At 45.7% G+C, this 26,999-nt stretch carries 27 protein-coding genes, 1 pseudogene and 1 riboswitch; of the genes and pseudogenes, 7 read left to right on the top strand and 21 right to left on the bottom strand.

All coding sequences use genetic code 11. The annotated features are described in order from the left end of the window. Nucleotides 1-35: 35 nt before the first annotated feature. The 5 genes from ptsP to ACWJJ4_RS12075 all read right to left on the bottom strand — a co-directional run bounded on the left by ptsP (nucleotide 36) and on the right by ACWJJ4_RS12075 (nucleotide 6,323). A complete protein-coding gene (gene ptsP / locus ACWJJ4_RS12095) occupies nucleotides 36-1,751 on the bottom strand; it encodes a phosphoenolpyruvate--protein phosphotransferase (protein WP_007409600.1) in 1,716 nt (571 codons plus the stop codon). Continuing rightward, nucleotides 1,751-2,017, bottom strand: a complete 267-nt coding sequence (locus tag ACWJJ4_RS12090; RefSeq protein ID WP_003154654.1) for a phosphocarrier protein HPr — start codon at nucleotides 2,015-2,017, stop codon at nucleotides 1,751-1,753. Before ACWJJ4_RS12090 ends, ptsP begins: the two co-directional genes overlap by 1 nt. Nucleotides 2,018-2,113: 96 nt before the next feature. Continuing rightward, nucleotides 2,114-4,210, bottom strand: a complete 2,097-nt coding sequence (gene ptsG, locus ACWJJ4_RS12085) for a glucose-specific PTS transporter subunit IIBC (RefSeq protein WP_101562965.1) — start codon at nucleotides 4,208-4,210, stop codon at nucleotides 2,114-2,116. A gap of 230 nt (nucleotides 4,211-4,440) precedes the next feature. Then, nucleotides 4,441-5,307, bottom strand: a complete 867-nt coding sequence (glcT, locus tag ACWJJ4_RS12080; RefSeq protein ID WP_012117426.1) for a glucose PTS transporter transcription antiterminator GlcT — start codon at nucleotides 5,305-5,307, stop codon at nucleotides 4,441-4,443. A 50-nt stretch (nucleotides 5,308-5,357) separates the two neighbouring features. Next, nucleotides 5,358-6,323, bottom strand: a complete 966-nt coding sequence (locus tag ACWJJ4_RS12075; RefSeq protein WP_182068814.1) for a LacI family DNA-binding transcriptional regulator — start codon at nucleotides 6,321-6,323, stop codon at nucleotides 5,358-5,360. A gap of 97 nt (nucleotides 6,324-6,420) precedes the next feature. Here ACWJJ4_RS12075 and ACWJJ4_RS12070 point away from each other — a divergent pair, with 97 nt between their 5' ends. After that, nucleotides 6,421-6,546 (top strand): hypothetical protein, encoded by a 126-nt coding sequence (locus ACWJJ4_RS12070; protein WP_003154659.1) that lies wholly within the window; start codon nucleotides 6,421-6,423, stop codon nucleotides 6,544-6,546. Between the two features lie 57 nt (nucleotides 6,547-6,603). On the opposite strand, the gene ACWJJ4_RS12065 is transcribed toward ACWJJ4_RS12070, so the two are convergent. The 6 genes from ACWJJ4_RS12065 to ACWJJ4_RS12040 all read right to left on the bottom strand — a co-directional run bounded on the left by ACWJJ4_RS12065 (nucleotide 6,604) and on the right by ACWJJ4_RS12040 (nucleotide 13,074). After that, complete coding sequence (locus ACWJJ4_RS12065; protein ID WP_182068813.1) at nucleotides 6,604-7,698, bottom strand: M24 family metallopeptidase; 1,095 nt, start codon at nucleotides 7,696-7,698, stop codon at nucleotides 6,604-6,606. 114 nt (nucleotides 7,699-7,812) lie between these two features. Then, nucleotides 7,813-9,726 carry a heavy metal translocating P-type ATPase gene (locus tag ACWJJ4_RS12060; protein WP_102421853.1) on the bottom strand — a complete coding sequence of 638 codons (1,914 nt, stop codon included), beginning with the start codon at nucleotides 9,724-9,726 and terminating at the stop codon, nucleotides 7,813-7,815. 243 nt (nucleotides 9,727-9,969) lie between these two features. Continuing rightward, nucleotides 9,970-10,464: an endospore biogenesis thiol-disulfide oxidoreductase StoA gene (stoA, locus tag ACWJJ4_RS12055; RefSeq protein ID WP_039251632.1), complete on the bottom strand. Its 495-nt coding sequence runs from the start codon at nucleotides 10,462-10,464 to the stop codon at nucleotides 9,970-9,972. Nucleotides 10,465-10,526: 62 nt separating this feature from the next. After that, nucleotides 10,527-11,867 (bottom strand): polysaccharide biosynthesis protein, encoded by a 1,341-nt coding sequence (locus ACWJJ4_RS12050; protein ID WP_039251635.1) that lies wholly within the window; start codon nucleotides 11,865-11,867, stop codon nucleotides 10,527-10,529. 115 nt (nucleotides 11,868-11,982) lie between these two features. Then, nucleotides 11,983-12,606 (bottom strand): cell wall hydrolase, encoded by a 624-nt coding sequence (locus ACWJJ4_RS12045; RefSeq protein ID WP_070081729.1) that lies wholly within the window; start codon nucleotides 12,604-12,606, stop codon nucleotides 11,983-11,985. Nucleotides 12,607-12,879: 273 nt separating this feature from the next. Next, the gene (locus tag ACWJJ4_RS12040; RefSeq protein ID WP_014304905.1) at nucleotides 12,880-13,074 is read right to left on the bottom strand and encodes a hypothetical protein; all 195 of its coding nucleotides are present in this window, start codon (nucleotides 13,072-13,074) and stop codon (nucleotides 12,880-12,882) included. A gap of 163 nt (nucleotides 13,075-13,237) precedes the next feature. On the opposite strand from ACWJJ4_RS12040, the gene ACWJJ4_RS12035 reads away from it, so the two are divergent. Then, on the top strand, nucleotides 13,238-13,423 hold the full coding sequence (locus ACWJJ4_RS12035) for a YkvS family protein (RefSeq protein ID WP_003154669.1): 186 nt from the start codon (nucleotides 13,238-13,240) through the stop codon (nucleotides 13,421-13,423). 72 nt (nucleotides 13,424-13,495) lie between these two features. Here the strand turns inward: ACWJJ4_RS12035 and ACWJJ4_RS12030 are convergent, their stop codons facing one another. From ACWJJ4_RS12030 to ACWJJ4_RS12020, 3 genes and pseudogenes are all read right to left on the bottom strand, one after another. Next, complete coding sequence (locus tag ACWJJ4_RS12030) at nucleotides 13,496-13,771, bottom strand: DUF3219 family protein (RefSeq protein WP_014304904.1); 276 nt, start codon at nucleotides 13,769-13,771, stop codon at nucleotides 13,496-13,498. Nucleotides 13,772-14,084: 313 nt separating this feature from the next. Further along, a pseudogene (locus ACWJJ4_RS12025) lies at nucleotides 14,085-14,181 on the bottom strand (hypothetical protein); the annotation flags it as partial. A 282-nt stretch (nucleotides 14,182-14,463) separates the two neighbouring features. Continuing rightward, nucleotides 14,464-14,802 (bottom strand): GNAT family N-acetyltransferase, encoded by a 339-nt coding sequence (locus ACWJJ4_RS12020; protein WP_454021667.1) that lies wholly within the window; start codon nucleotides 14,800-14,802, stop codon nucleotides 14,464-14,466. A 285-nt stretch (nucleotides 14,803-15,087) separates the two neighbouring features. Between ACWJJ4_RS12020 and ACWJJ4_RS12015 the strand changes: the two genes are divergently transcribed. Then, nucleotides 15,088-15,297, top strand: a complete 210-nt coding sequence (locus ACWJJ4_RS12015; RefSeq protein WP_101562959.1) for a helix-turn-helix domain-containing protein — start codon at nucleotides 15,088-15,090, stop codon at nucleotides 15,295-15,297. 222 nt (nucleotides 15,298-15,519) lie between these two features. Here ACWJJ4_RS12015 and queF read toward each other — a convergent pair whose 3' ends face one another. The 6 genes from queF to ACWJJ4_RS11985 all read right to left on the bottom strand — a co-directional run bounded on the left by queF (nucleotide 15,520) and on the right by ACWJJ4_RS11985 (nucleotide 20,362). After that, nucleotides 15,520-16,014 carry a preQ(1) synthase gene (gene queF, locus ACWJJ4_RS12010; protein WP_003154673.1) on the bottom strand — a complete coding sequence of 165 codons (495 nt, stop codon included), beginning with the start codon at nucleotides 16,012-16,014 and terminating at the stop codon, nucleotides 15,520-15,522. Nucleotides 16,015-16,031: 17 nt separating this feature from the next. Beyond that, nucleotides 16,032-16,763, bottom strand: coding sequence for a 7-carboxy-7-deazaguanine synthase QueE (queE, locus tag ACWJJ4_RS12005; RefSeq protein ID WP_003154676.1), 732 nt, complete (start codon nucleotides 16,761-16,763; stop codon nucleotides 16,032-16,034). After that, nucleotides 16,756-17,196: a 6-carboxytetrahydropterin synthase QueD gene (gene queD / locus ACWJJ4_RS12000; protein ID WP_003154678.1), complete on the bottom strand. Its 441-nt coding sequence runs from the start codon at nucleotides 17,194-17,196 to the stop codon at nucleotides 16,756-16,758. The genes queE and queD overlap by 8 nt, the downstream gene beginning before the upstream one ends. Beyond that, nucleotides 17,197-17,856, bottom strand: a complete 660-nt coding sequence (queC, locus tag ACWJJ4_RS11995; RefSeq protein WP_003154679.1) for a 7-cyano-7-deazaguanine synthase QueC — start codon at nucleotides 17,854-17,856, stop codon at nucleotides 17,197-17,199. A gap of 96 nt (nucleotides 17,857-17,952) precedes the next feature. Next, nucleotides 17,953-17,997: riboswitch (PreQ1 riboswitch) on the bottom strand. A gap of 108 nt (nucleotides 17,998-18,105) precedes the next feature. Next, nucleotides 18,106-19,227, bottom strand: a complete 1,122-nt coding sequence (locus tag ACWJJ4_RS11990; RefSeq protein ID WP_077722133.1) for a hypothetical protein — start codon at nucleotides 19,225-19,227, stop codon at nucleotides 18,106-18,108. Between the two features lie 97 nt (nucleotides 19,228-19,324). Next, nucleotides 19,325-20,362, bottom strand: a complete 1,038-nt coding sequence (locus ACWJJ4_RS11985; RefSeq protein ID WP_454021666.1) for a YkvI family membrane protein — start codon at nucleotides 20,360-20,362, stop codon at nucleotides 19,325-19,327. A 401-nt stretch (nucleotides 20,363-20,763) separates the two neighbouring features. Between ACWJJ4_RS11985 and clpE the strand changes: the two genes are divergently transcribed. From clpE to motB, 3 genes are all read left to right on the top strand, one after another. Next, nucleotides 20,764-22,860, top strand: a complete 2,097-nt coding sequence (clpE, locus tag ACWJJ4_RS11980; protein WP_454021665.1) for an ATP-dependent protease ATP-binding subunit ClpE — start codon at nucleotides 20,764-20,766, stop codon at nucleotides 22,858-22,860. A 168-nt stretch (nucleotides 22,861-23,028) separates the two neighbouring features. Then, nucleotides 23,029-23,844, top strand: a complete 816-nt coding sequence (gene motA / locus ACWJJ4_RS11975) for a flagellar motor stator protein MotA (protein ID WP_003154684.1) — start codon at nucleotides 23,029-23,031, stop codon at nucleotides 23,842-23,844. Then, on the top strand, nucleotides 23,816-24,601 hold the full coding sequence (gene motB / locus ACWJJ4_RS11970) for a flagellar motor protein MotB (protein ID WP_069473375.1): 786 nt from the start codon (nucleotides 23,816-23,818) through the stop codon (nucleotides 24,599-24,601). Before motA ends, motB begins: the two co-directional genes overlap by 29 nt. 35 nt (nucleotides 24,602-24,636) lie before the next feature. Here motB and ACWJJ4_RS11965 read toward each other — a convergent pair whose 3' ends face one another. Then, nucleotides 24,637-25,083, bottom strand: a complete 447-nt coding sequence (locus ACWJJ4_RS11965; protein WP_077722130.1) for a MarR family winged helix-turn-helix transcriptional regulator — start codon at nucleotides 25,081-25,083, stop codon at nucleotides 24,637-24,639. Between the two features lie 198 nt (nucleotides 25,084-25,281). Here ACWJJ4_RS11965 and ACWJJ4_RS11960 point away from each other — a divergent pair, with 198 nt between their 5' ends. Next, nucleotides 25,282-26,799 (top strand): ATP-binding protein, encoded by a 1,518-nt coding sequence (locus tag ACWJJ4_RS11960; protein WP_050556563.1) that lies wholly within the window; start codon nucleotides 25,282-25,284, stop codon nucleotides 26,797-26,799. Nucleotides 26,800-26,999 lie beyond the last annotated feature (200 nt).

The raw sequence follows: 26,999 nt of genomic DNA, 5'->3' as shown, positions 1-26,999 counted from the left end.
AAAAACCAGACGGCTTACACCGTCTGGCTGTTGTATTACTTATTGAATGTTTCTTTAACGAATGCGACAACCTCTTCTGTCGTGCTCATAGACAAGATTGTTTCTTTGAATGATTCAGCTTCTTTTTTAGAAAGCTTGCTGATCTGCGTTCTTGCCGGAAGGATGGATGTAGCGCTCATTGAGAACTCATCTAAGCCTAAGCCGAGAAGAATCGGAATCGCAATTTCGTCTCCCGCCATTTCTCCGCACATGCCGACCCATTTGCCCTCTTTGTGAGCGGCTTCAATAACAAGGGTGATCAGACGGAGAATCGCCGGATTGTATGGCTGATACAGATAAGCTACGCGCTCGTTCATGCGGTCAGCAGCCATCGTGTATTGGATCAAGTCATTTGTTCCGATACTGAAGAAGTCAACTTCTGTAGCAAACTGATCTGCGATAACGGCTGTAGACGGAATCTCTACCATCATACCGACTTCAATATCGTCAGAAACCGCTACGCCGGCTTCGACGAGTTTTTCTTTTTCTTCGAGAAGAATCGCTTTCGCCTGTTTAAACTCGTTTACTGTCGCAATCATCGGGAACATGATTTTTAAGTTTCCGTATGTACTTGCACGAAGCAGCGCACGAAGCTGAGTTCTGAAGATTTCTTGCTCTTCAAGGCAAAGGCGGATGGCTCTGTAGCCTAAGAACGGGTTCATTTCTTTAGGGAGCTGCAGGTAAGGAAGCTCTTTGTCGCCGCCGATATCCAATGTCCGCACGACAACTGATTTTCCTTCCATACGCTCAAGAACCGTTTTATAAGCGTCAAACTGCTCGTCTTCTGTCGGAAGCTGGTCGCGTCCCATGTAAAGGAATTCCGTACGGTAAAGCCCTACAGCTTCTCCTCCGTTTTCAAGAACGCCTTTTACATCGTCAGGTGTGCCGATGTTTGCGGCAAGCTCTACATGATGGCCGTCTTTTGAAACAGTCGGTTCATTGACGAGCTTCGCCCACTCAGCTTTTTGCGCCAGGTAAGCACTGTGCTTTTCTTCATATTTCTTTAACGTTTCACTGGAAGGATCGATGATCACATCACCATCGATGCCGTCTACGATCACCGTAACACCGTTTTCAATTGTCCCTGTAGCCGCTTTTGTGCCGACAACAGCCGGAATTTCAAGCGAACGGGCCATGATCGCGGAGTGTGAAGTGCGTCCGCCGATATCAGTTGTAAAACCTTTTACAAACTGGCGGTTTAATTGCGCCGTATCAGACGGTGTCAAATCTTCAGCCACGATAACAACCTCTTCTGAGATCATGCTCGGGTTCGGAATTTCCACGCCCAGCAGGTGCCCCGTCACACGTTTTGTTACGTCACGGATATCCGCCGCACGCTCTTTCATGTATTCGTTATCCATTGATTCAAACATAGTAACGAACATGGAAGCTGTTTCTTTCAAAGCGAATTCAGCATTGACTGAATCTGTGCTGATTTTCTCCTTTACCGGGTTCAACAGCTCAGGATCACTCAGAACTAAAAGGTGCGCGGAGAAAATGTCAGCTTTGTCTTGTCCCAGTTCTTTTAAAGCATGCTCTTTAATTTTTTCAAGCTCTTCTTTAGAACGTACAATCGCTTCATCAAAACGGCTTACTTCAGCCGCAGCATCAGCAATGTTTTTCTTTTCAACCGTTAAGTCCGGCTCTTCAAGCCGGTATGCTTTCGCAATCGCAATTCCGGCTGAAGCGCCTATTCCTTTTAATTCTTGCATTACTCGCCGAGTCCTTCGCTTTTCATTGTTTCTTCTAAAGCGTTAAGAGCATCGTTTTCGTCAGCGCCTGAAGCGGAAATTGTGATTTCAGCGCCTTTAGCGATACCTAGAGACATAACGCCCATGATTGACTTAAGGTTTACTGTTTTGCCGTTATATTCTAAGTTTACGTCAGCATCGTATTTGCTTGCAGTCTGTACAAGAACTGTCGCAGGACGAGCGTGGATTCCGGAATCTGCTGTTACTTTAAATGTTTTTTGTGCCATGATTATCATTCTCCTTTAAATTAAAGCTATTTTACTACACAATATTATATCATACAGCCGTACTTGTCATCTGACAAGCACGGCGTATTTATATGCTTATTTTCCGATTTTCACAATATCTTTTTGTTCCCGTTTTACGGTACCTTCGGCCGAAAGGGAAATCGCTTCACCCTCGGCAAGATTTGTAAAGACAATCGGTGTCATTAATGAAGGAACATGAGGTTTAACCGCTTCAAGATCAACTTCAAGCAGCTTTTGCCCCGGTTCAACCCGGTCACCCTCAGAAACAAAAGAAGTGAATCCTTCGCCTTTCAGACTGACTGTGTCGATTCCGAAATGAATCAGGATCTCTCTTCCGCCGTCAGACTGAAGACCGATCGCATGTTTTGTCGGGAAAACATTCAGCACTTTTCCGCGGACAGGCGATACGACGATTCCTTCTTCAGGAAGAATCGCAAAACCGTCACCCATCATTTTTCCTGAGAACACCTGGTCAGGCACATCGGTAATCGGATGGATTTCGCCGGTGATCGGAGAAGCGAACACTTCTTCACCCTGCTCGTTTCGGAGCGGATCTGCGATAACCTCCTCAACCTGCTGGCTGACTTCTTCTTGTGCGGATACTTTCGGTTCAGGGCGCGGCGTGCGTCCGGCGATAATATCCTGCATCTGTGTTTTTAAACCGTCAGAACGCGGGCCGAAAATGGCCTGAATGTTGTTTCCGACTTCAAGAACGCCTGAGGCGCCAAGCTGTTTCAAACGAGTCTTATCCACTTTCTTCTGGTCGTTGACCGTAACGCGGAGTCTCGTGATACAAGCGTCAAGGTGCTTAATGTTTTCCTGGTCACCCATTGCCTGCAGGATTTCATAAGGAAGGTCGCCGGCTTCGCCTGAGGCGCCCGCACCTTCATCCGCAGTCTCTTCTTCACGGCCCGGCGTTTTCAGATTGAACTTTCTGATCGCAAACCGGAAACCGAAGTAGTAAATGAGTGCTAGTCCTAAGCCGACCGGAATGACAAGCCACCAAGCCGTCCGGTTAGGGAGAATTCCGAACAGGAAGTAGTCAATCAGACCGCCTGAGAACGTCATACCGATTTTTACATGCAGAAGCTGCATAACCATAAAGGAAAGTCCCGCGAATACGCAGTGAATCGCAAACAGGATAGGAGCCACAAATAAGAATGAGAATTCAAGCGGCTCGGTAATTCCCGTTAAGAAACTTGTCAGAGCGGCAGAACCCATGATTCCGGCTACAAGTTTTTTCTTTTCAGGCTTCGCTTCATGATAGATTGCAAGCGCCGCCGCCGGAAGACCGAACATCATAAACGGATATTTCCCCGTCATAAATGTTCCCGCCGTCAGCTGTACGCCGTCTTTGATCTGAGCCATGAAAATCCGCTGATCTCCGCGGATGATGTCTCCTGCGGCATCTTTATAGCTGAAAAATTCATACCAGAACGGCGAGTAGAAAATGTGATGAAGACCGAACGGAATCAATGACCGCTCAATCATCCCGAAAATAAAGGCCGCCAAGGTTGGATTCGCTTCCACAAGACCCGTGGAGAAGGAATTCAGACCGTGCTGGATCGGAGGCCAGATCACTAACATAATAAGTCCGAGAATTAATGCGGAAATTGATGTGATAATCGGGACGAACCGCTTACCCGCAAAGAATCCGAGGTACTGCGGAAGTTCAATTTTATAAAACTTGTTGAACAATAACGCGGCCAGAACCCCGACGATAATACCGCCGAACACGCCCGTCGCCAAAGTGGGTATCCCCAGCATGTTAATATAGGCCGGATGGTTTTCCGCAAAAAACTTTGCCCGTTCAATTTTGTCAGACGGAATACTGCCGTTCGCCATAAGCACGGCGCTCATGGATACGTTCATGACCAGGTATCCGATAATGGCCGCGATTCCGGCAACACCGTCTCCGTTGGCAAGACCGATCGCAACCCCTACTGCAAAAAGAAGCGGCAGGTTGTCAAATACGATTTGGCCGGCGCTTTCCATGACGTTCGCCACAAGCTGAACGTTATCATTGCTTAAGAAATGCATGACTTGAATCATATCTTTGTTCTGCATGGCATTCCCTAACGCAAGCAAGATCCCCGCAGCCGGTAAAATCGCAACCGGAAGCATAAGAGCACGGCCGATTTTCTGGAGAACGCCGAATAATGCTTTAAACATAAAAGATGTACCTCCTCTGTTAGCTAGTGTGACCTTACAGCGAAAATTCATGACAACGAATTCACTGGCGCAAGTCTTCAGTTTAACCGTTTACATTTGCCCTTTTACACAACAAAAAAGGCATGAGTAAAAAGGGTGTGCAAAATAACGGGATCGTTCTTCCCGTTTTTTACCCTCAATCACTCATGCCTGATCGAATCAGTGACACGTTTTTAAGGTTTCAACTGAAATTATGAAATTTTATTGGTTAATCGGTACAAATGAAGCGTGAGATAAACCGCTTCCGCCTCATGAACTGGTTTTTTCAGTATTTGCTGCAAGATTTTTATCAGTTTCCAAGCAGTATTGTAGCATAGCGGGTATTCATTTTTCAATAATAACATTAACTTTTCTGGTTCTTTTGTCTGCTCTTCCCGATTAATCCTGTCTATGGTAAATCTGATATGCCGGATCAGCCGCAAATAGTGGACGCTTTCTTTATTCACTTTCATCTGGAAAGATTCCTCAATCACCTGAACGAGGCGGGACATCAGCTGTGAATGCTGATTGACCTCTGAAAGGGGCCGATTCGTCAGGGCGGAATGGATATGCAGAGCGATAAAGCCGATCTCTCCTTCCGGAAGGCAGATTCCCGTCTTTTCATTAATCATGCCGACGACTTCACGGGCAATTTGGAATTCTTCCGGATAAAGCGTTTCGGTTTCCATGAGAAACGGGTTTTTAATGTCAAACCCCTGCTGCAGCCGCTTTACCGCAAAGGCGATATGGTCAGTCAGCGCAATATGAATATGCTCATTTAACGGTTGGCTTGTCCGCTTCTTGATATGATAAATGACGTCATTGGAGATGTCGACAAGTGTCTCGTCCACATAACCGAGGAGCTTTTTAAATTGTTTTTGTTCTTTTTCATCCTTTAAGATGAACATCTTGTCATACCCTTTATCTTCAATGACATCCGCTTGTTTTTTTCCAAAGCCGATCCCTTTTCCGATTAAGACGACCTCACTGTATCTATCATGTGTTGCGATGAGCACATTGTTATTTAATACCTTTTCAACTGTAAAGGACCCCTTCATGATCCTCAGCTCCTTTGTCATTCAATACCTCATATCGTACAAAACGAACGGAAAGCGCGTCAATTCTTTTTTTAGACGGTTGATCGTTCAATAAGGCGGTAATCAAGAACTTTCCTTGCCGGAGGCCCGCCGCTGATCCGGTCCTCAAGCATGTGAAAAGCCTGCTTTCCCATTTCTTTCGTTTGTATATCTATTGTGGAAATACCTAACATCTTGCTGATATCATGATTGTCGATGCTCAAAATCGCAAGCTCTTCCGGGATGCGCGTCCCGTTTGCCTTGGCTTCAAGGTAAAGACCCGCGGATACTTGATCATTCGCCGCAAACAGCGCAGTCGGTTTGTCATCCCAGCTCTTCCATCTATGAAAAAGGGCTTTCCCGTCAAGCAGCGTCAGCACCTTTTCCACAACCAGCTCTTCCCTGTAAGGCTGCCCGATCTTCTTCAGCGCCTCTTTGTATGCGGCGATGCGGACTTGACTGTTTTTTCCCTTTTTTCTGGCCAGGCAGATCGCTATTTTCCGGTGTCCCTTTTCTATCAGATAATCCAGACCGTGCCGAAATGCTTCCCGATGCGGATTACTGATGGATGAAAGCCCTGCCGCATCAGTGTACTGGCAGAGGATGAGCGGTTCTTTCACGGCAAGCAGATGCTCATCAGGAATTGCTTTGGAGCAGATAATCAGGCCGTCCACTTGGCGCTCCTGTAATTGTGATAAGGCAAAACGTTCTTTTTGCTGCTCATAATCTGTCTGGTATAAACAAAGATGCACGCCTGACGCTTCGGCAGCCTCGGCAATACCTGCAACAAGGTCTGCAAAATACGGAAGGTTCACCGACGGAAGCACAACGCCGATCATATCGGAAAAACCTTTGGATAAATGCACAGCATGAATGTTGCGCGTGTATCCGAGCGATTGCATCGCTTTTTTCACTCTTTTTCTTTTGTCCTTACTTACATAAGGATGATCATTTAAAACTCTTGATACCGTTGTAACGGAAACCCCGGCAGCGCCGGCAATGTCTCTGATCGTAGCCATGGCGTCCCCTTTCTTTTTTTCCCTTGATCTGGAATGCGTTTCATACAGTAAGCTAGAAACAGATACATCCTATTCGTTTGAAAGGAGAAGAACAGCGATGGGGATTCTTTGCTTAATCGGTTTGTGTCTGGCCATACTCGGCGGCAGTTACCTTGCCCTGCGGCCCCTGAATGAAAAGCATGACATCAAACCATTTCAGCATTTTGATGATTTTTTCATTTAAAAGGTGATAAAAAAGGACGCTGCGTTCCAGAACCGTCCTTTTTTATCACAAAGCTTTCTATTTCAGAATCGTCAATTCTTTTGGATACTGCGTTAATGCTTCGGCGCCGTCTTTTGTGACAAACACATCGTCTTCTATGCGCACGCCGCCGACATCCGGTACGTAAATCCCCGGTTCTATCGTGTACACCATGCCTTCTTTGAGGAGTGTGTCGTTCGCGCTGCTCATTGATGGATATTCGTGAACCGAAATCCCGAGTCCGTGGCCGAGGCGGTGCGGGAAATAGTCTCCGTATCCGGCTTTTTCAATAATGCCGCGGGCTTTTAAATCAAGATCGCCGATTCTGACGCCGGGTTTGCTTAATTGAAGCGCCGCCTGTTCAGCTTTAAGCACCGTTTCGTAAATCTCTTCCTGTTTCGGGCTGATTGATTGGTATGAGAATGTTCTCGTAATGTCTGAACAGTAGCCGTCAAGAATAACGCCCAGATCAAACAGAACAAAATCGCCTTTTTTCAACCGGTCTGCACCCGGATTCCCATGGGGCTGGCCTGATTTTTCCCCGAACAGCACCATCGTTGAAAATGACATGCCCTGCACACCTTTTTTCTTCAGCTCAAACTCAATCTGTGCGAGTACTTCGGTTTCACTCACACCCTCTTTAAGCGCCGCGACACCGACTTCAACTCCGTAATCCGCGAGTTTTGCCGCTTCCCTGAGAATGCTGATTTCCTTCTCATCTTTTACGAGGCGGAATTGGTTGAGCGTTTCTTCCGCCGAAACAAATGCCGCACCCCCAGAAGCTTGTTTGAGCTGTTCTGAGCGGGAAAGAGAGATCGAATCCTTTTCAACCGCGATGGAATCAAGCCGCACATTTCGTTTTGTGAGCTCGGCTTTGATCAGCTCCCACGGATCTTCGTGATCGCCGTAGCCGATAATACCATGCTCCCATCCGGCGCTTCGGGCTTGTCCGGCTTCCATTCCCGGACAAACGAAAAACGGCTCCTGTTCCTGAAACAGGAACAATCCCATTAACCGCTCATGCGGGTCCGTGTAAAAATCAGTTAAATAAAATACGTTTTCCTTTGTATGTATAAACGCCGCATCATGTCCTTCTTTTTTCAGCCAAGATGAAACACGTTCTAATCTGTTCATTTTTTGCTTTTCCTCCTTACCAAAGTGACTCTTTATTCATTCTATCAGTTTTCCGGCGTTTATGCTGTGAACGAACATTTAAAAAAACAGCCGCCCGATGTGCGGCTGTCATGTTTATTTTAATAATCTCAGTCCGTTCAGTATGACCAGAATCGTGCTCCCCTCATGCCCGATTACGCCAAACGGCAGTTCCATCACCTGCAGAAAGTTGGCGCAGATCAAAAGGCAGATGACCGAGAGCGAGAAAACAATATTCTGCTTAATAATCCGGTTCATTTTCCTTGAGAGTCTGCACATTTTCACAAGCTTGTGAAGATCATTTTTCATAAGGACTAAGTCAGCCGTTTCTAGAGCCACGTCCGTTCCCCCGCCCATCGCAATACCGACGTCAGCGGTTTTCAGAGCGGGCGCGTCATTAATGCCGTCTCCGACCATGGCGATTGTGCCGTACGTTTCTTTCAGCTTCTTCACTTCTTTTGCCTTTTGGTCCGGCAGACAATCGGCAACAACCGTCGTCATGCCCGCCTCTTTCGCGATGGCAGCCGCAGTTTCAGACTGATCGCCGGTGAGCATGGCTGTTTGAATGCCCAGTGATTCAAGCTCAGCCATCACGGCTTTGGCTTCAGGGCGGATTTGATCCTTTAAGGCGAAGCAGCCTGCAATCCGGTCATCTTTTTTAACAAAGACCAGTGTAAAGCCTTTATCCTTTAATTCTTTTCCCGATGTCTGCAAAAAAGCATCTGCCGCATGTTCACCTGCAAATCCCGCTTTTCCGACCATCCATTTGACGCCTTCTATTTCAGCCTGAACGCCGAATCCCGACGTCTCGTCAATCGATAGATGGCCTGCGGGCGCGGCGCCCCGGCTTTCGGCAAATTCAGCTATCGCTTTTGCAAGCGGGTGGCTTGATTGCTTTTCTATCGCATACACCGCCTGCATGATCTCATCTTCACTCACATGTTCCGCTGCTTGAAATGCCGCGACTGCCGGCTGTCCCTTTGTGACCGTGCCGGTTTTGTCAAATGCGATCATCCGTACGCTTCCCAGCTGCTCTAAAAACACACTTCCTTTAACCAATAATCCGTTGCGGGCCCCATTTGAGATAAGGGAAAGCGCAGCGGGCATAATAGAAGCGACAAGCGCGCACGGGGAGGCGACCACCATAAACACCATCGCCCGGTAAAAGGTTTCACTCCAGCTCCAGCCTAAAGCGAAATGAGGAACGAATAAAAGCACAGCCACGGCTAACAGCACGCCTTTGACATAGACACTTTCGAATCGCTCAATAAATGCCTGAGCCGGTGACACGCTGTTTTGGGCTGATTCCACCAGCCGGATGATTTTTCTGAATAAAGACTGTTCATTTGTTTTCGTCACACGGACCGTTAAGGAGCCGTTTCCGTTTACCGTTCCTGTAAACACAGAATCTCCTGCTGTTTTTTCCGCCGGCATCGCTTCACCCGTCAGCGCCGATTCATCGAGGCTCGTCACGCCAGACTCAATGATCCCGTCTGCCGCTACGCGTTCGCCCGGCTTAATGACGATCATGTCACCGATCTTAAGTTCAGCAGCCGGCACCCGCTTTTCCCGTCCGTCCGCAAGCAGGGTCGCTTCCTCCGGTTCCAGTTTCATTAAAGATGTTAAATCACGGCTGCTTTTATTCATCGTATATGTTTCGAGCGCGCCGCTTAACGAAAAAATAAAGATAAGAACAGCGCCTTCCGCCCAATAACCGATCAGGGCGGAGCCGACAGCCGCAAAAATCATCAGCAGTTCCACATTTAACGCCTTCGTCTCAATGGTATCCTCAATTCCCTCTTTCGCTTTTGCAAATCCCCCGATCAGGAAGGCAAGGATATACAAAGTGACGGACAGGCCTTTTGTTTCGGTAAAAAACCAGGCCGCAAGAATAAGGACGCCGGATACGAGCGCCGCAATGAGTTCTGCATGCTGGAGCCACTTTTTTCCGGCCCGCTCTTCTTGTATCTGCTGTTGTGAATGGGTTTGTGTCATCACTTGTTCATTCATTATGAATTCTCCTCTCTAATTGAGAACGCAAATCATCTTCAATTCCCCGATAAAAGTAAAACAGCCGCCTGACAGGCAGCATTTTCACAGTGTTATCGCAGTGTTTTCTTTATTATAGCATGCCGGCGGAAGATTTCAATTATAATTGTTTTAATTTCTTTTTGATAATAATTATCATTAGCGTTTCTTCAGCTGTTCATTATATGCAAAAAAAGGTGCGGGAGGAATTCCTCCCGCGCCTTTTTAATTCTCTGACCATTCTTTTAATTGTGAGGCGGTCATCGGACCGACGATCTTTTTTTCGATTTCTCCTTTTTCATTCAGCAGAAATGACGTGGGAATCGTCATGACATCGTATTCCTTCATAAGTTCGCCTTTCGTGTCAAGAACAATCGGGAATGTGAGATGGTGCTGAGTGACAAAGTTTTGAACGGTATTTTTATTTCGCTCGGCATTCATCAAATTTACCGTTACAAGGCTTACATCATCAGACTGATGCTGTTCAAAATAGGTTTGGAATTGCGGCAGTTCTTTTTTGCACGGAGGACACCACGATGTCCAAAAATGTAAAATCGTTTTCTGCCCTTTATTCGGAATCGATATTTCGTCTCCTTCAATCGTCTTCATCAGAAACACGGCGGGAACTGCCTGTTTTTCTGATGAGGCTTTTGCTTCAGGCATCCAGACGGCGGCAGCTATCAAAAGGACTGCACATACAATTAGGCGGGTTTTATGCATATGATCTTCCTTTCACGCGTTTCGGATAGCTTGCCCTTCCTTATTGAAATGTATCAGCCTTTTCAGCTTTCGATCCGGGGCGCTGTTCTTCCGCCGCCCGTCAAAAACACGGAGACACCGAGGTCTTTGCAGATCGTCGCGTAATGTAAACTTGTCAGAAGAATCATGCCGGTATTCATACCGAGTATAATGCCGAGCATTTGCAATTCCGGCATAGAACCGAGCACATACATCATCGAAAGCCCTACAATGCTGCTCCATACGTTATGATAAAACGCCGTTTTCACGTGGCCGATGCCGATCAGACAGGCTTGAAGCGGCATCACAAACAGATGAAAAAGAAAAAACGGCCACAAAAGCTGCAAATAATACTGCGCTTCCGGAGACTGAAAAAACAAATGGGTCAGCGGGCCCGCGAACTGAAACATGACCCAGACCGCCGGAATGCCGTAGCCGAATGTAATAAAAATCGCTTGTCTCAGCCGTTTCAGCACAATATCATATTGGGACAGCGCATATGCTTCTGAAATGCTGGGAATCATGACGACCATCAGCGAATGGGCGATAAATGCGGGAAACGAACCGATTGTCATCGCTACACCGGCAAGCATGCCGTATTGATCAATCGCGGCTGTCCCGGCTGCCCCGGACGCCAGCAGCGCTCCTTTAACCAAGAAGGGTTCAACTGCGTTTGTCACCGCATGAAATATACGAAGTCCCGTTGTCGGGATGGATACGGCCAGGAGGCGTTTCCGCACGTCTTTCCCGCGAAGATGAATGTGCTGATGGCCGGAAAGCGCCCTCCGCGCCAAAATAAACTGCGTATACAAGTAAACGAACACCACAACATCGCTTGCGACCAGCACAAATAACGAAATGAGCACGGCCATATCAATTTCAAAAGAGTACCATTGAAAAAAGATAAACAGACAAAGCACTTGAATGATTTTTTTCAAGACATTCGCAACCGCGATTTTTCCCATTTGCTGCACACCCATAAAATAACCTCTGGCGATGGATGTAAAAGCGACGACTGGAATCAGCCCGATGACAATCCCTTTAATAAAGGGGTGATACGTATCGAATACAGGAATGAACGGCAGCGCGACGCTTGCGGCCGCGGTTGAAAACGCGGTAAAAACGGCGGTCATTCTGAAGGCATGCCGGAGCATGCTTTCATGCAGCTTCTGATTGGATTCCGCGATGAATTTTGAAATAGAGATCGGAAGCTCCAGACTGGCGATCACGATAATTAAAAAGATGGTGGGCAGAATGCTCATGTAAAGCCCCATCCCATGCTCGCCAAGCTCCCGCGCCAGTATCATATTCACGACAAATTCCAGACATTCCGCGAAAAAGGCGGCGATGGATAAAAGAATGATCCCTTTCACAAATCGATTCATGGTGTCTCTCCTTGTCTCTCGTTCTTCCATCATCATATGAGACAAGTTCTGAAAATATTTTCGATTTCTCAAAATTGAAAAAAGCATAGCGGGGATATTTTTGATCCCGCTATGCTTACATCGCAAATACGTGTCTGCCGATCCGTTCGATAATTTTTCGGGAACGGATCCAGTGATCAGATGCCGTTTTCGGATTGTAGAAAAACAACGCGTTCGTTTCTCTGCCCGGATGGTCAAGCGCCTCATTTGCAGCGGCGATGGAATCCTTATCCGGCTTTTGATTAATGCTTCCGTTTGCTACCGGTTCAAATGCATTCCTTTGATAGATCACGCCCCGAATAGTATCCGGGAAACCGTTTTTTTCAGTGCGGTTCAGCACTACGCTGGCTACGGCAACCTTCCCTTTATAAGATTCACCTTTCGCTTCTGCGTGAACGAGACGTGACAGGAGTTGTCTGTCAGCGCGGGAATACGTTTTTTTCGGCGGCTGATAAGCCGTCTCTTCCGGTTTTGCTTTCATCTCTTGGTGAGATGAAAGCTTTATCGGTTGGATAGAATGCTTATGATCCGTTTTTGAAAGCTTCGGAACCGGGCTTTTTTTATTTAAATCAGCAACCAGGGTGCTGGGTTCTTGCTTTGGCTTCTTCGCAAAAGTAAACAGAGCTTCTGTATGTTCAATTTTTGATGCAGGCATAAAACATAGAAAAAAGACAGCCAAGGCAGCAAATTTTGTCGTCATACGATTTCCTCCTTAAATACTTCACTACCTTAACAAGAGCTGTGCGCAAATTCACGTTTAAAGATTTTCCAGTGCTCCCAATCAGCTTTTATGATGGAAGAAGTTTGTTAACAGCCTTGTTATTGGCAGGAAAACAGCCGTCATTTTCACAACATTAACCAAATAGCAGTAAAAGTATCCATCGGAGGGATTTTACATTTTGTTTACATCTGTTACAGCCAGATGAAATGAGAAACTGAAACCAAAAAAAGACTCCTCAAGGGCGAGGAGCCGTCAGCTTCTTGGCTGTTCTAAATACTGGAAGATAACATCTCCGCCCTGCTGGGCAATACCGCGGAAATGCTTAAAATCTTCCTGCTTCGACAAAACCGCTCGAAATGCAAGAAAATGTTCTTTCTGCACCCTGAATTCTTTGATTTCACCGGTGCGCATTTGGTTGATACGTTCTGAAATTTCCTCAGGCAGCAACGAATACAGCCTCCTTTTCTCGGCTTTTTCCCGAAAAACAATATACCATCTTTCCCCCGCCGGGACAATGATTGAGCGGGCTGATACCCATATCGCTTTACTTCTTAAAGAAAATACTGCAAAATATTTTCAAACAGGATTTATGATAAAGGAGAGGAAGCTCGTGAAAATTGCTAAGGTTGGAAACGTCATTGAATTTAAAAACGGATTAACCGGTATTGTTGAAAAAGTAAATGAAAACTCCGTCATCGTTGATGTAACCATCATGGATAATTATCGTGACCTTGAATTAGATTCCCTCACTGTCGTCAACCATAAGAATTATAAAATCATCAGAGACTCCTATTAAACCCCCCGAACAATCCGAACCATTTACATATCCCGCACAAAAGCTGCCGCCCGGCAGCTTTTTCAAATGAATTCAGATCTCAGTCATTTCCACAAAAAAATCACCGGTCTCATCTTTATTGTAAAGATTTGTGACGGATGTATAGTAGTTGGTTATTTTACCGCGGAATTCAAGCCCACGCTCGGGCGCCTTGATGTCAAATGTTTTTTCGTACAAAAGGACGGCAATATCATGATACGTTTCAGAGGTCACCTTCAATACGAATGAAATCATACGGCCGTTTTTACCCGCACTTTCTTTACAATCATACATTTTCAGCCTTACACCGTTTAACTCTAACGGCTCCATAACGAACACTCCTTCTTTTTACAGGACATGCTACCATGCTGGCCATTCCTTTACAATTGATCCGCTCCGAATAAGAAAAAACAGCTCAGGCCTTTACAAACATACGTTCCCTATTTTATAATGAAACAGACGAGCTGCCATCCAGCACCCGTCACGTATTGAAGCGGCGAGTACACTCCCCCCGGGTTTACTCGTCTTTTTCTTTTCTCCAAATGATCTCTCTTTTCCTTATAGAAGTTCTGTGCGAATATCATGCACCTTTTTGGCTGCGTGGCACAGACGAAAAATACCCCCGCTTAAAAGGCGGGGGTATTTAGGTTATATTCCGAGACCGCCGGCACTCCCGAGGAAACTTCCCATTTCTTCACCGAACTTTTGAATAGCATATAGTCGCAGTTATCACATCGTCCTGCTGTTATCAAGACTACATTTAAAATAAGGGGTCATACATATTAGACATATATAATATGCAAATGCACCCGATTGTTAAGTGTATTACTTCACAAACTATCCAATTTGCAGTTCATTTGTTACAAGAAGTTCACCTAGTTTCTAAAGTATAGGTTTTTCCATTACTACTGTTTTAACTTCATAACCATTAGGGTTGGTAACCGTTTCTTCTTTATAAACTATGTAACCCATTCTTTCGTACAAGCTTATATTTTTTGGTAATGATGCACGAACACGGCATTCTATTTTCTTTTTTTATTTTCAATAGCATAATTCTCAATCCATAATAATATTGCTTTCGCTATCCCTTTTCCTCTTGCGTGTGATGTAACGGATAATCTTGAAAAATATATCGAGGTATCTTTTAATGTGATTCTAGAAGAAGCAACTGGTTCCCCATCTACAAAGCACAACAATGCTTTTTCTAATCCTTGTTTCATTGCATTTAATAGATGATCTAACGGTTCATTTAATGCACTAGAGGGAACTTCAAGAAATCTATATTCTTCAAATGCCTCTAACATAATTTTATGCACAATCTGATATTCTTCTGCACTTGCTAATCGTATTTCTAACTTCATTTTTTCCCTCCAAGTTGATGTTATTTAGAACTATTATATCTTTTTTATAATTTTCTGTTGTGCTAACTGCCATGTTTCTTCCGTAAATTAAATTTTATTTATTACAGAAATGCTGCCCGGCTAAAAAAAGCAACTGCTCTTATTGCAATTGCTTTCGTTTTCACCATTTAGGTGAATAGCATTTTATATATTTTTATACCTGAGCGTAAGCAACCTTAGAAATAAACTGAATAGACTATACTTGCTCTTTTAAAAAGACTTATAATGGTCGCAGAGGTGGTCAAAATGAAACTAAATGCAGCGCCGCGCCTAAACGCCGTTATGAAGGCGAAAGGGTGGACGCAGGTAAGACTTTCGGAAGCATCTGGTGTGCCACAAGGTTCGATATCGCGCTTCGATAAGAATAGTCGCCACGAAGACTGGCACGTTTTTTCGATTGCGAAAGCGCTCGACGTAGAAGTCGATGAGCTATTCGAAATTGAGGACGCTGAATAAATAGAACGTATTGAAAAATCCCCGCCTAGAAAGACAGGGATCGTGGTCACACTATGGCTTCTTCGGGTCACAGTCGGGTCACACTTCGCTGTGACTCGCTCACATTTCCGTCTAAAACTGACGCTAAATGTTCGGGTTTTATCGTGACCTCACTCCGTTTCACACTTCGGACCGCAACCGGGGGTATTTAGGTTATATTCCGAGTCCGTACTCCGTCTGAAATTAACGGTTGTCAATCGTCTCCGGATACATATCATGATTCATCATCCGATGTTCGGCCATTTTTTCATATTTTGTTCCCGGTCTGCCGTAGTTTGTATACGGGTCAATGGAGATTCCGCCTCTTGGCGTGAATTTGCCCCATACTTCAATGTAGCGGGGGTCCATTAATTCGATCAAATCATTCATGATGATGTTCATGCAGTCCTCGTGGAAATCTCCGTGGTTGCGGAAGCTGAAAAGATACAGCTTCAGCGATTTGCTTTCCACCATTTTTTCGTCCGGAATATAGCTGATGTAGATGGTTGCAAAATCCGGCTGTCCCGTTTTCGGGCAAAGCGACGTAAATTCCGGGCAGTTGAATTTAACGAAATAATCACGGTTCACGTGTTTATTCGGAAATGATTCCAAAACCTCCGGCGCATATTCAAATAAATAGTTTGTCCCTTGATTCCCCAGGAGCGTAACTCCTTCTAATTCTGATTCTTTTCTTGTCATATAAATCTCCCTTTCTATTAAACTCCCCGTTTATTGCCCCAAAGCAATGTATGCAGCTGAGGCAGGACTCTGACGAGATTCAGATCCGAATCGGCAGAAACCTTATCAACAAGTGTTTCGTATTTTCCGAGCAGATGTGCGATCAATGCCCGGTCGTCCGTCGTATGGACGTTATCGTTTCCGACCTGAAGGTAAAACGGAATATTCGGATACCGCTTGTGCACGGTTTTCGCGAATTGCAGATCTTCATCATTAAAAATGACGACCTTTAAGCTGACCGCGTTAAGCCTTTCTGCCGCATCAAGCGAAGACACAATGTGATCGAGCTTTGCAAAATCGGTTGTCATCCCCGAACTTGGCGGCTTCGGTGAAATCGTCAGATCGTTAATCATTGTGAACCAATCCTGATAGACCGTTCCCTGCGTTTCTAAAGCGGCGCGCACCCCGTGCTCTTTCAGCAGCAGAATCAGCGCATCAAGCTGCTTTAACAGCGCCGGGTTTCCTCCTGAGATGGTGACATGGGAAAAGGCGTCTCCGCCGATTTCTCTCAGCTCGCGGTAAATGTCTTCCGCCGTCATCCAGCGGATATCTTTTTTGGCTGAGCCGTCCCATGTAAAAGCGGAGTCGCACCAGCTGCAGGAGTAGTCGCAGCCCGCCGTGCGGACGAACATGGTTTTCTGGCCGATAACCATGCCCTCCCCTTGTATCGTCGGTCCGAAAATTTCTAATACCGGAATTCCTTTAGCCATTCCTATCACCTTTTTTCGGGCGGTATACGCAATAGCTTGTCGGGGTTTCCCTGACAAAAACCTGCACGCAGACCGGCTGATTCTCCAGTGTTTCGAGGTAGGACTGCACCTTATCATAAATCGTTTTGGCCACGACCTCGGTCGTCGGCAGTGAATATCTGTCATCATCAGAAAATTCCTCATGGTCATTCAGCAATGTATGGTCATAAGCGCCGTGCACCAATTTCTTCAGCACGCTGAAATTCACGAGAAAGCCTGAATCGTCCAGTTCATCCCCCGCAACTGTAATATTTACTGTATACGTGTGCCCGTGGACTCTGCTGCACGCTCCGGCGCTTTCGCGGGGAATAAAGTGCGCGGCTGAAATGTGCATGTCCTTATTCAACTCAAACGAATAAGGATGCTGAACCTGCGGGTAAATTTGAGAAAGCAATTAGTTCCGCTCTCCTTTCATTTTCATATATTCATCATATCCTTTATTACGGAGCAGGCATGCCGGGCATTCGCCGCATCCGTCCGCAATGATGCCGTTATAGCAAGTCAGTGTGTTATTCTTTACAAAATCAAGCGCGCCGAGCTCATCCGCAAGTTTCCACGTTTCTGCTTTGTTCAGCCACATAAGGGGCGTATGAATGACGAACGGCTTTTCCATCGCCAAGTTGACGGTGACATTGCAGGATTTGACAAACTCGTCACGGCAGTCCGGGTAGCCGCTGAAATCAGTCTCGCAAACACCGGTAATAATGTGGCGCGCGCCGATTTGATATGCAAGAATCGATGCAAAGGATAAAAATACAAGGTTGCGTCCCGGTACAAAGGTTGTCGGCAATTCCCCGTCCTTCGCTTCAATTTCGATATCATCTCTTGTCAGCGCATTCGGCGCAAGCTGATTTAAAAGAGACATATCAAGCAAGTGATTTTTGACACCGAGCTTTTCGGCAATCGATTTTGCCACATCGATTTCTTCTTGGTGACGCTGATTATAATGGAATGTAACGGTTTCCACTTCTTCAAAGTTTTGCAAAGCCCATAATAAACAAGTCGTGCTGTCTTGGCCTCCGCTGAACACCACAACTGCTTTTTCTTTTTTCATGTCTTTCTCTCCCTTATCTATCATTCCATAAAAAAAGCGCCTTTTTCGGAGAAGGCGCCCTAAAAAACATAAAAAAACCGTATCCAAGGATACAGCTCGTCCTTAGTTTTTTATAGAGGGTGTAGCTAGAACCTCTCCCGCATCAATACGGATTTTCTTCTTTTTTCACTTTTGCTATCATACCATAATATTGTTTCCCGTGACAATAAAAAAACAGCCTGAAACCTGTGTCAGGCTGCAAAAGCGGATTTAAGCCCCGCGTTTTTTCCCCGGAAATACCATCAGCGCAATCCCGATCAGAACAAATAAAGCAGGCCAGAAAACAGAAACCGGAATAATCGGCTGATACGTCATCATAAAGCAAAGTGCTGTCAAGGTCAGCACCGCAACCGGGATGAGCAGCGCCTTCTGTTTCCCGCCGAACAGCCACAGCTCAAATAAACCGAATGCCGTTGCCAACAGGTAAACAGGCCATGTCACATCGGAGTAGGACCAATTGGTTGCCGTTTCAAAGACAAACAAGAACCCCGTAATCAATAAGATGCCGCCCGGTACGAGAAGCCCCGCGTTTTTGACAGGTTTCGGGCCGAAAATCGGAATGTGAAAAGCGGCGCCCAGCAAAAGAATGAGAACGGGCCAGCCGCGTTCGCTGATGACTTCATTTGCATTGGTGAATATGCCGAAAATGCCCGCGGCGCACAGAACCGCCGCAGCAGTCAAAAGCCCTCTTTGCCTTCTGCCGAACAGCCAGGCTTCAAACAGGCCGAACGCAACGGCAAAGAGGTAGACAGGCGATGTCACATTTGCGTATGTCCAATCCGTCAGCGTTTCAAACCATAACAAGCCGCCCGTCACAAGCAAAATGCCGCCCGGAATAAGAAGGCCCGATCTTTTTTTCGGCTGCATAAAGGCAGCGGCGTGAAACAAAAGCCCGGCTGCGATGATCAAAAGCGGCCACAGCCCCGTCATCAGCATTCCGGCAAAGCATAGTGCTCCCGCGGCTGTCAGGATGAAAGCAGGAATCAATACGCCGATCTTTCTCCCGCCGAAATACCACAGCTCAAACAGACCGAGAGCAGGCGCCCATATATAAACAGGCCACGTCACGCCTGAATACGTCCATCCCGTTGCGGTCTCAAAACAAAACAGGCAGCCCAGCACAAGAAACATACCGCCGGGAACGAGCAGTCCCGCCTGTTCAGGCGTTTTTTTCGCAAAAATAAATCCGGCGTGAAATCCTGCGGACATTATAATGAAAAGAAACGGCCACGCCGAACCTGCGGATATATGTATAACTCCCGCCTTCTGTAAAAAAAACGCAATGCCGATACAAATAAAAATAAATCCCAATAATACACGTCGATCCTTCATCTCTTACTCCTCCCCATCATTTCCCAATTTATTATACAGAAATGGCAGGGAAAAAGAAGGGGAATTCCCAAAAAATACAGACATTTTCCTTATATCCTTATTTTTCTTTCGGGATTTTTTTGCAAATCAATGCGCCGATGAAAGCGAGGCTCACATACCCAAACACTGGATAAACGGTGGAAATCAGCTGACCGTAACCGATTTGGCTGATAATGAAAGCAAACGCCAAAATGCCGCCGTAAATATATGTACTTTTTATATGAAGAAAACTGTTTAATTGTTTTTCCAATCCGTATAAATTGCCGATAACCGACGTAAACACTTCCCCGAAAATAATAAACAAATAAATGATATGAAGCGAACGCGAATACGAATAGACAACTTGAGCCATCGGAATGTCAAACTCCAGCACATCCGGCAGCACCGATAATGATAAGAAGCTCGCGGCAAGCACCAGTGTCAACAGAACGCCGCCTAAATAAGCTCCCCTTCTGATCACCTTCTCTGAAGACATTTCGTTCGCAAGCGGCACAAGGACGGCTTGGGCGAGCGATAAATTTAACGCGCCGTAAGAGACGGCGGACAAAAGCCAGTTCCACTTATCAGGCCATACCCATTCGTCCGCGTTTCTCGTGCTTGTAAATACAAATGAATCAGCTGTCACGATAAAAGAGAAAGAAATTAAAAGCGGCACCACCAATATATTGACGCCGAACACACCTTTAACACCGCTTGTCATGACGGCAAGGCTCAGTACGATCGTCAGAAGGATCCCCGCTTGTGCGGGCCAGCCAAGCTGTTCATGAAACAGCGCTCCAGCTCCGGACAGCATGACAGAGGTCACTCCCAGCAATATAAACATCATAAACATGTTCACGGCGCGGCCGATGGACTGGCCGAATAAATATGTGTTCAATTCCTGATAAGATGCTGCATGAATCCGTTTGGAAATAATCATGATTTTGGCGCCTAAATATGTAAACATCAGACCGCTTACCACGATACCGAACAGACCGATCCAGCCGAACTTCAGAAAAAACTCAACGATTTCCCGTCCCGTGGCAAAACCGGCTCCTACAACCGTGCCTACGTATACAAATGCAAGCTGACTTGCAGAACCTTTTGTTTGTCCCATTTCACCCTCCGGCTAAACGCAGATTTGTCCAGGCCTTTATATATGCTTATGAGACAAGTCTCCCGAAAAGACGAACAAATCGTCCTTCCCCGGAAAAAACAGATTCAGCTCTCTCCTCTAAGCAAAAATATTGAAAGAAAAAAAGGGCCGGCGTATACTCTTCATCAAGAAAGGTCAAAGCATTTCATTTCCTTTCCGACTATATTGGTCAAAAATAATCAAACCTCACGAATATCACTTATCATGCTGTAAACATTTATTTTTCGGGGTTTGAAACAAAATACTTGAAAGTCAAAGAAGGTCAGAGTATACTAATAATCAAAGAAGGTCAAAGTTTCGGCCTTATTTTCTAACCCATTTGGTCAAAGATGATCAAACATTTTTCGAGGAGGTTTTGGCAAATGCGTTGTCAACATTGTCAGAAAAACGAGGCGACGATTCGCCTGAACATGCAAGTCAATTCCATTCAAAAACAATTCGTTTTATGTGAAACATGTTATACAGAATTAACCCGAAAACCGTCTATGAGCATGGGGCCGCAATCATTCGGATTCCCGTTTGAGCAAGGTTTCGCTCCCAATCAAAATAAACAGCAGGCCGGCCCTGAAAAAGGCCTGCTCGACGAGCTCGCTCAAAACGTCACAAACGGCGCAAAAGCAGGTCTGATTGACCCTGTGATCGGCCGCGATAATGAAGTGGCGCGCGTAATTGAAATTTTGAACCGCCGGAATAAAAACAATCCGGTGCTGATCGGTGAACCGGGCGTCGGTAAAACGGCTATTGCAGAAGGCCTCGCGCTTAAAATCGCTGAAGGCGATGTGCCGAACAAATTGAAAAACAAAGAGCTTTACCTGCTTGACGTCGCTTCTCTCGTCGCCAATACAGGGATCAGAGGCCAGTTTGAAGAAAGAATGAAACAATTAATGAACGAATTAAAAGAACGGAAAAATGTCATCTTGTTCATTGATGAGATTCACCTTCTCGTAGGCGCCGGCTCTGCCGAGGGATCAATGGATGCCGGGAACATCCTGAAACCGGCCCTTGCCAGAGGCGAGCTGCAGGTCATCGGGGCGACAACGCTGAAAGAGTACCGCCAGATTGAAAAAGATGCGGCGCTTGAAAGACGCTTCCAGCCTGTCATGGTTCACGAGCCTACAATAGAACAAGCCATCAGCATTCTGGAAGGCATTAAAGATAAATACGAGAAATACCACGGCGTCACATTCAGCAATGAAGCGATAAACGCCTGTGTTACGCTTTCATCCCGTTACATTCAGGACCGCCACCTGCCGGATAAAGCGATCGACTTATTAGATGAAGCCGGCTCTAAGGCGAACCTGGAACTTGATACCGTAAATGAAGAAGATGCGGCTGAGAGACTCAAAGCAATTGACGCGGAGAAAACAAAAGCGCTTCGGGAAGAAAATTATGAGCTTGCCGCGAAACTGCGTGATGAAGAAGCGGCTTTGGAAAAGCAGCTGGCGCATGAAACACCGGCCTCTTCACCTGAAATCGGCGCGGAGCATATTCAAGCCATCATTGAACAGAAAACAGGCATTCCGGTCGGAAAACTCCAGGCTGATGAACAAGTCAAAATGAAGGAACTTGAAGAGCATCTTCATCAGCGTGTCATCGGTCAGGAAAAAGCCGTGAAAAAAGTGGCGAAAGCGGTCAGACGAAGCCGCGCCGGCTTAAAATCCAAAAACAGACCTGTCGGCTCCTTCCTCTTTGTCGGACCGACCGGAGTCGGAAAAACCGAGTTATCAAAGACACTCGCAGATGAACTGTTCGGTACAAAAGATTCCATTATCCGTCTCGATATGAGTGAATACATGGAAAAACACGCCGTATCAAAAATTATCGGTTCACCGCCGGGATATGTCGGACACGATGAAGCCGGTCAATTAACGGAAAAAGTGCGCCGCAATCCGTACAGCATCGTGCTGCTCGACGAGATTGAAAAAGCCCATCCTGATGTCCAGCATATGTTTCTGCAGATTATGGAGGACGGCCGTCTGACAGACAGCCAGGGCAGAACGGTCAGCTTCAAAGATACCGTTTTGATTATGACTAGCAACGCTGGAACCGGCGAAAAACAGGTGAAAGTCGGATTCCAATCTGAAGAGAGCGTCATGGAAGAACAAACGCTGATTGATTCACTGAGCGCGTTCTTCAAACCGGAGTTTTTAAACCGGTTTGACAGCATTATTGAATTCCAATCCCTGAAAAAAGAACATCTCGTGAAAATCGTCAGCCTGCTTCTCACAGAGCTTGAAGACACATTAAAAGAGCGCGGCATCAGCCTGAGCGTCACCGATGATGCGAAAGAAAAAATCGCTGAAATCGGCTACCACCCCGCTTTCGGAGCACGCCCGCTCAGAAGAACCATCCAAGAATTGATCGAGGACGAAATGACAGATCTTCTATTGGATGACAACGAAATCAATGCCTTCCATGTCGTAATGGAAGAGGACGGCATCAAAGTCCGGGCACAATAAGAAAAAAGCGGTTCCCTCCTCGCGGGGAGCCGCTTTTTTGTTTTTTCTCCATGCCGGAAGGGAGAAACTGTGAAGAATTCGGGAACAATTTCTCAATCACCCTAAAGTTCCATGCACTGCCACCGATATTAACCATAGAAAGCTAGTATAAAGGATTTGGTGAAAACTATGGATAAAACATCGATTATCGGTATCATCCTCGCCGTGATTGCTTTAAGCGTGGGCATGGTGCTGAAAGGGGTCAGCTTAAGCGCACTCGCTAACCCGGCAGCTATTCTGATTATTTTGTTCGGTACGATTTCTGCGGTGATCATCGCATTCCCCGGAAAAGAAATCAAAAAAGTGCCTGCCCTTTTTAAAGTGCTGTTTAAAGAAAACAAACAGCTGACAATTGCGCAATTAATTCCTATGTTCTCTCAATGGGCGCAAATCGCCAGACGTGAAGGTCTGCTCGCATTAGAAGCAAGCATTGAAGACGTGGATGACGCATTTTTGAAAAACGGCCTGAGCATGGCGGTTGACGGACAAAGCGCAGAATTTATCAGAGATATTATGACTGAGGAAGTTGAAGCGATGGAAGACAGACACCAGGCCGGCGCAGCCATCTTTACACAAGCCGGCACATATGCGCCGACACTCGGCGTTTTGGGTGCGGTCATCGGCCTTATCGCCGCTCTTTCCAACATGAACAATACCGAGGCGCTCGGACATGCCATCAGTGCGGCGTTTGTCGCCACCCTTCTCGGGATTTTCACAGGGTATGTACTTTGGCATCCCTTCGCCAACAAACTGAAACGCAAATCAAAGCAGGAAGTCAAACTGCGTGAAATCATGATCGAAGGCGTTCTGTCAGTGCTTGAAGGACAGGCCCCGAAAGTGATCGAACAAAAACTTCTCATGTATCTTCCTGCGAATGAACGCGCAAAAGTCGCTGAACAAGAAGGAGAGGCAAACAATGGCGAGAAAAAAGAAGAAGAAGCATGATGACGAGCATGTGGATGAGTCTTGGCTGATCCCGTACGCGGATTTGCTCACCCTTCTTTTGGCTCTGTTCATTGTATTGTTCGCCATGAGCTCGGTCGATGCGGCGAAATTCCAAATGCTGTCTAAATCATTTAACGCCGTGTTTACCGGAGGCACGGGTGTTCTTGAATATTCAAGCGTCACCCCTCCTGAAAACGAAAAAGACGGCATTGATCAGTTAAAAAAAGACAAGGAAAAAGATAAAGAACAGAAAAAGAAAGAAAGAGAAGCAGCCGACCGCGAAGAACTTGAAGGCGTGCAAAAGCAAGTCAATCAATTTATAAAAAACAAAAAGCTTGAAACTCAGCTGGAAACAAAGATGACTAAAGAAGGGCTCTTAATTACCATTAAAGACAGTATCTTTTTTGATTCCGGACGGGCGGATATCCGTCAGGAAGATATTCCGCTTGCCAAGGAAATCTCGAATCTCCTTGTGCTGAATCCGCCGAGGAACATTATCATCAGCGGACATACGGACAATGTGCCGATTAAAAACTCACAATATCAATCTAACTGGCATTTAAGCGTCATGCGGGCCGTCAACTTCATGGCTATTCTCACGGAAAACCCGAAACTTGACGCAAAAGTATTCAGCGCCAAAGGTTTCGGAGAGTATAAACCGGCCGTGTCGAACAAAACCGCTGAAGGGCGCAGCAAAAACAGGCGCGTCGAGGTATTGATACAGCCTAGAAACGCCGCGACTGACCAAAATCAGTAAAATAAAAAAGGAAGCCTTTCAAACGGCTTCCTTTTTTATTTCTGATGAAAATGTTTAGCGTTTAACCCCACTCTTTTCAGCATTTCCGTACACATTTCTATCTCTTCATCACTCAGCACACTGATCATTTCTTTAATTTCTTCAGCATGATTAGGGAAAATATCGTCCAAAAGACGGATTCCCTTTTCGGAAATTTGTGCGAAAGTCACTCTTCTGTCAGTCGGCGAGGCTTTTCTGATGAGAAGTTCTTTTTTCTCTAATTTGTCAACAACGTATGTAATACTTCCGCTCGCTAATAAAATTTTGTCGCCGATCTGCTGAAGCGGCTGGTTGCCTTTGTGGTACAGCAGCTCAAGCACCGCAAATTCCGTCGGGTTCAGACCGTGCTTATGAATATGTTTATTCATATGGTCGTTAATAGATCGGTACGCACGTGACAGTACAATAAATAATTTCAATGAGTTTTCTGTTTTATCCGTCATACATTCAATCATCCTTTTACAAAAGAAACCGTTACAGAGAAACATTAATAAACAAAATGAAAAATGTCAACAAAAATGTTTCCAAAATTTCTCTTCTTTTTGTCTGGCCTTAATAAAATAATTTGTTTTTCTATCATTTTGGTTATTTTTTCTTATTAAAGAAGTATAAAAATGATATAATACCTCTATTCAAGTGTAATGTTGGAGCGATGCAGAGTGAATACATTTAAAGGTGCCCGGGGAAAGATCAAACTTTATCTCATATTGGTGATCATCCCGGCACTTATTATCAGCTTTTTCATTTATGAAAAAGAAAAGCAGAAAATAGCCGATAAACACATACAGGAAGCCAGTATGATGCTCAACCTTCACCGCAATAAGCTCAATTATTTAATCGGTGAAACAAAAGCCCGGATGACAACACTTGCGATCGCTGTCGATAAGCCTGTCAATGAAGAAAAGATCATTGATATTCTCGATCAGGCTTTTGAGGATGAACCCAGATTCAGCGGTCTGTATATGCTGAATTCCAAAGGTGATGTCATCGCAAGCACGACTGATCTGAAATCAAAGGTGAATTTGGCCGACAGACCGTATTTTACGAAGGCGAAAAAGACGAAAAAAACGGTTATCACAAATGACTACTCCAGCAGAATTACAGGCCAGCGCATCTTCACGATCTGCGTGCCGGTGTTAGACGCAAAACGGGAAGTCACGGATTATTTAGTAGCCGCCATTCAAGTCGATTATTTGAGAAATATGATCAATATGCTGAGCCCTGACGTTTATGTCAAGGCAACCAATCAGAATAAAGTGATATTTGCCAGCGGACGGGCTGATCAATCAGAAGGGGTGCAACCGGTCAGCGGCTATCTGGATGATATTAATTGGAATATCAATGTTTATCCGAAACCGGTTGAGCTGAACGAGCTGACCAAAAGCGTGCTGCTGCCGATGTCCAGTATTGCCGTGCTGCTGAATATTCTGTTCATCCTCGTTCAATATTATCTGCTTAAGCGCAAGACCCAGCTGGAGCGCGCTCAAAATGAAGCGCAGAAATTGGAGCTGATCGGAACGCTTGCCGCCAGCACCGCCCATGAAATCCGCAACCCGCTTACAGGGATCAGCGGCTTCATTCAGCTTTTGCAGAAAAAATACAAATCGGAGGAAGATCAGCTGTATTTCTCAATTATTGAGCAGGAGATTAAACGGATCAATCAGATTGTCAGTGAGTTTTTAGTGCTCGGTAAACCTACTGCTGAACGGTTGGAAGTGAACTCGCTGCAGGATATTCTTGATGAGATTATGCCGATTATTTATTCTGAAGGGAATCTGTATAATGTGGAAGTGAATGTGGAGATTCTCGTCAATCGGCCGCTCAAGGTCAACTGTACGAAAGACCATATTAAACAGGTGATTTTAAATGTCGCAAAAAACGCACTGGAATCCATGCAGGAAGGCGGCCGGCTGTCCATCTATTTAGAAGCCCGCGACCATAAAGCAGTCATTAAGGTGGCCGACAACGGAATGGGCATTTCTGAAGATATGCTTGAACACATTTTTCTTCCGTTTGTAACGTCAAAGGAAAAAGGCACCGGCCTCGGCCTTGTCGTATGTAAACGAATCATGCTGATGTACGGCGGTTCGATTGACATTCAAAGCGAAGTCGATAAGGGGACAGAGGTCACCATTACCCTCCCTGCCGCTTCACGATGAAAAAAACACCCTGGATCGGGGTGTTTTTTATTTAAAGAAGAATATGTGTAAGAGGATATACCAGAGGAACGGCATCATAGCCGGCAGATAGTACGAGGCGCTTCGTGAGCCGTGCCAGCGGAAAAATCTGCTGACTGTACGCGGTCATCTTTCGGATGCGGCGCTTGATCAGGAAGCGCATTCAGTCTTCGTTATCTGTT

Source organism: Bacillus sp. JK62, from assembly GCF_053663455.1.
This window is presented reverse-complemented; position numbering and strand designations above follow the sequence as displayed.